This window comes from Micromonospora sp. NPDC007271 (assembly GCF_040634005.1).
GTDB lineage: Bacteria > Actinomycetota > Actinomycetes > Mycobacteriales > Micromonosporaceae > Micromonospora.
This window is the reverse complement of sequence record NZ_JBEYER010000197.1, coordinates 1-3,289: the sequence shown is the minus strand read 5'-3', so window position 1 is coordinate 3,289 and position 3,289 is coordinate 1. Positions and strand designations below refer to the sequence as shown.

Below are 3,289 nucleotides of genomic sequence, written 5' to 3'. Positions count from 1 at the left end.
AGCTCGATGATCTTGGCCTCGAGCTCGCGGCCGACGTACGGCTGCAGGTCACGCACCCGCCGCATCTCCACCAGCGAGGCGGGCAGGAAGCCGCGCAGGCCGATGTCGAGGATGAGACCACCCTTGACGACCTCGATGACCGAGCCGCGGACGACGCCGTCCTCGTCCTTGATCTTCTCGATCGTGCCCCAGGCCCGCTCGTACTGCGCCCGCTTCTTCGAGAGGATCAGACGCCCCTCCTTGTCCTCCTTCTGGAGAACAAGGGCCTCGATGTGGTCGCCGACCGAAACCACCTCGGCCGGGTCCACGTCGTGCTTGATCGACAACTCGCGCGAGGGGATGACGCCCTCGGTCTTGTAGCCGATGTCGAGCAGGACCTCGTCCCGATCGACCTTGACGACGGTGCCTTCGACAATGTCGCCGTCGTTGAAGTACTTGATGGTCTCGTCGATCGCGGCGAGGAAAGCCTCCTCGGAACCGAGATCGTCGTGGGTGACCTTGTTGGCGCTCGAGGGGGCCTCGATGCTGCTCGTCATGTGGGCGGTTGCTCCGGTCGGATGGGTTGTCACAGCAGGCGTGGCGTCGCGGTGACTCTTCCGCGCCAGCGGATCCGTCGCCGGGCACACCGAACGATCACCGTAAGAAGATCATTAGTGGCTCCGGTGACCGCACACCTGCTCCCTGCCGAGGCACACGATCCGCGAGCGCATCCTCTAGCCTACCCGGTGCATTACCACAGCGTGCAAGCCCTCCCGGGTCCTCGCGACCTCGTCAGCTGCGAAAGCGGAGATTTCGCGCGGTAAGGTGCCACAGCTGTCTCGTCCGTCACACCTGCCCCAGCCGTCACACCGCGCACGGCGGCCCGCCGGGGTGAAGCTAGCGTGAGCGGGTGAACGACGACAGGGTGACCCGGCGCCGGGTGGGCGCCGCCGAGATCCGCCGGGCCAACCGCGGCTGGTGGGACGCCGACGCCGACGACTACCAGGCCGAGCACGGCGGGTTCCTGGGCGAGGTGGACTTCGTCTGGTGTCCGGAGGGGCTGCGCGAGGCCAACGCCCGGCTGCTCGGCGAGGTGGCCGGCCGCCGGATCCTCGAACTCGGCTGCGGGGCGGCGGCCGCCGCCCGCTGGCTGGCCGCCCAGGGCGCCCGGCCGGTCGCCCTGGACCTCTCCGCCGGCATGTTGCGGCACGCCGCGGGCACCGCCGCCCGGACCGGCGTACGCGTGCCGCTGGTGCAGGCCGACGCGCTCGCCCTGCCGTACGCGGACGCCGCCTTCGACACCGTCTGCACGGCGTTCGGCGCGATCCCGTTCGTGGAGGACTCGGCGGCGGTGATGCGGGAGGTGTTCCGGGTGCTGCGCCCGGGTGGCCGCTGGGTCTTCTCGGTCACCCATCCGATGCGCTGGATCTTCCTCGACGACCCGGGCGAGGGCGGGCTCACCGCGGTGCACTCGTACTTCGACCGCTCCCCGTACGTGGAGCAGGACGAGCACGGGGTGGCCACGTACGTCGAGCAGCACCGCACCCTCGGCGACCGGATCCGGGAGCTGGTCGGGGCCGGCTTCCGCCTGCTGGACCTGGTGGAGCCGGAGTGGCCGGAGGGGCACGAGGGGATCTGGGGGCAGTGGAGCCCGCTGCGCGGCCGGCTCTTCCCCGGCACCGCCATCTTCGTCACCGAGAAGCCGGCCGGCTGAGCCGTTCGTTTCCGCCGAGCGGCCCCGGGTACCCGGACGGCATGGCCGACAAGGAGGAGTTCCGCCGGGGCGACCACGTCTCCTGGGCCAGCCACAGCGGCCGGGCGTACGGCGTGGTCAGGGAGAAGCTCACCGAGCGGACGCACGTACGCGGGCACACCGTGAACGCGTCACTGGAGAACCCGCAGTACCGGATCCGCAACGACGACTCGGGCCGGGACGTCGCCCACCGACCGGAGGTCCTGCGCCGTGAGCCGGAGTGACGATCCCGGGCAGACGTACCGCGAGTTCACCGAAGCGGTGAACATGACGCCCGGCGAGCTGCGGACATGGCTGGAGACGGAGGAGTCGAAGCACGTCGGCTGGCGGAAGAGGGGCACGCAGGGCGGCGAGTCGGTCGGCCACGAGTCCGGCCGGAAGATCATCGAGCTGCTGCGCCGCAAGCGCGACCAGCTCTCCGAGGCCGACTACCAGCACATGCGCAAGGTCGTCGGGTACGTCCGGCGGCACATGGCGCAGCGACCCAGCGGCGACGTCCGGGCGACCCGGTGGCGGTACTCCCTGATGAACTGGGGCCACGACCCGGTCAAGGCGCCGCTGCCGCCGCCGGGCGGCCCGTCCCGCAAGGCCCTGGAGCGGCACGGCGCCCCGCCGGAGGCGCGCCGGGGCCCGGGCTGCGGAACGGCACCGCGCCGGTCGAGCACCCGGAGCGAACCCCGCGCACGCTGACGGCTCGACCCTGCGACTGAGGGCAGGGTCGCACGATCGGCGGCATGAACGATGCCCAACGCAGAGTCGTCGTCGTCACCGGCGCGGGCACCGGCATCGGCCGGGCCATCGCCCGCGCCTTCAGCGCCGACGGCGCCCACGTCCTGGCGGTCGGCCGCCGCACCGGGCCGCTGGCCGAGACGGCCGCCGGCTGAACACCGGCGCCTCTCCCCAGAGGAGCACGCGGCGGTACGCCGCTGGCAGCTCGCGAACACCCCGCTGGGCCGGATCGGACGCCCTGAGGACGTAGCGTGGGCGATCCGGCAGCTCCGCGATCCGGCGGCGGAATTCGTCACCCGGGTGGTGCTGCCGGTCGACGGCGGGGCGGTGGTCGGCTGACCGGCCTCGCGCCAGATACGCGACGTCGCGGCATCCCGGCCCGGTGGGTGCCGCGACGCCGGGGAGGCGGAGTCGACCACGGAGGACGAGCACGTGCGGATCGGCGAGCTGGTCAGGGTGACCGGCTGCACTCCCCGCGCCCTGCGGCACTACGAGGAGCAGGGCCTGATCGCCTCGGCGCGGACGGCGAACGGCTACCGCGAGTACGACGAGGCCTCGGTAGTCCGGGTCCGCAACATCCGGCACCTGCTCGGCCTCGGGCTGACCCTGGAGGACGTCCATGTCTTCCTGCCCTGGCTAAACGGCGACGTAGCCGCGCCCTCCCCCTCCCCTCCGCCCGCGATCTTGCACTTGCTGCCCGGACAGGTCAGACATCCTACGCATGTCTCCGACACCAACTGCAAGATCGCGGAAGGGGGCGGGGGCGGGGGGCGCCCCGACCTGGTCGGGCTGCAGGAGGTGGCGCTGTGGCGTACCGGGGCGATCGGT

General features: G+C 71.8%; 5 protein-coding genes and 1 pseudogene. 5 read left to right on the top strand and 1 reads right to left on the bottom strand.

Going from position 1 to position 3,289, the window contains the following annotated elements; translation table 11 throughout:
* Positions 1-536: S1 RNA-binding domain-containing protein (locus tag ABZ570_RS33715; RefSeq protein ID WP_358072208.1), on the bottom strand; the 536-nt coding region annotated here is incomplete at its 3' end.
* Positions 537-889: 353 nt separating this feature from the next.
* Here ABZ570_RS33715 and ABZ570_RS33710 point away from each other — a divergent pair.
* The 5 genes and pseudogenes from ABZ570_RS33710 to ABZ570_RS33690 all read left to right on the top strand — a co-directional run.
* The gene (locus tag ABZ570_RS33710) at positions 890-1,693 is read left to right on the top strand and encodes a class I SAM-dependent methyltransferase (RefSeq protein WP_358072206.1); all 804 of its coding nucleotides are present in this window, start codon (positions 890-892) and stop codon (positions 1,691-1,693) included.
* A gap of 41 nt (positions 1,694-1,734) precedes the next feature.
* Positions 1,735-1,956 carry a DUF2945 domain-containing protein gene (locus ABZ570_RS33705; protein WP_358072204.1) on the top strand — a complete coding sequence of 74 codons (222 nt, stop codon included), beginning with the start codon at positions 1,735-1,737 and terminating at the stop codon, positions 1,954-1,956.
* Positions 1,943-2,422 (top strand): DUF3140 domain-containing protein, encoded by a 480-nt coding sequence (locus tag ABZ570_RS33700; RefSeq protein ID WP_358072202.1) that lies wholly within the window; start codon positions 1,943-1,945, stop codon positions 2,420-2,422. The genes ABZ570_RS33705 and ABZ570_RS33700 overlap by 14 nt, the downstream gene beginning before the upstream one ends.
* A 44-nt stretch (positions 2,423-2,466) precedes the next feature.
* Positions 2,467-2,613: pseudogene (locus tag ABZ570_RS33695) on the top strand (SDR family NAD(P)-dependent oxidoreductase); the annotation flags it as partial.
* A 280-nt stretch (positions 2,614-2,893) separates the two neighbouring features.
* Positions 2,894-3,289, top strand: a 396-nt coding sequence (locus tag ABZ570_RS33690) for a MerR family transcriptional regulator (RefSeq protein WP_358072200.1), incomplete at its 3' end; no start/stop codon positions are given.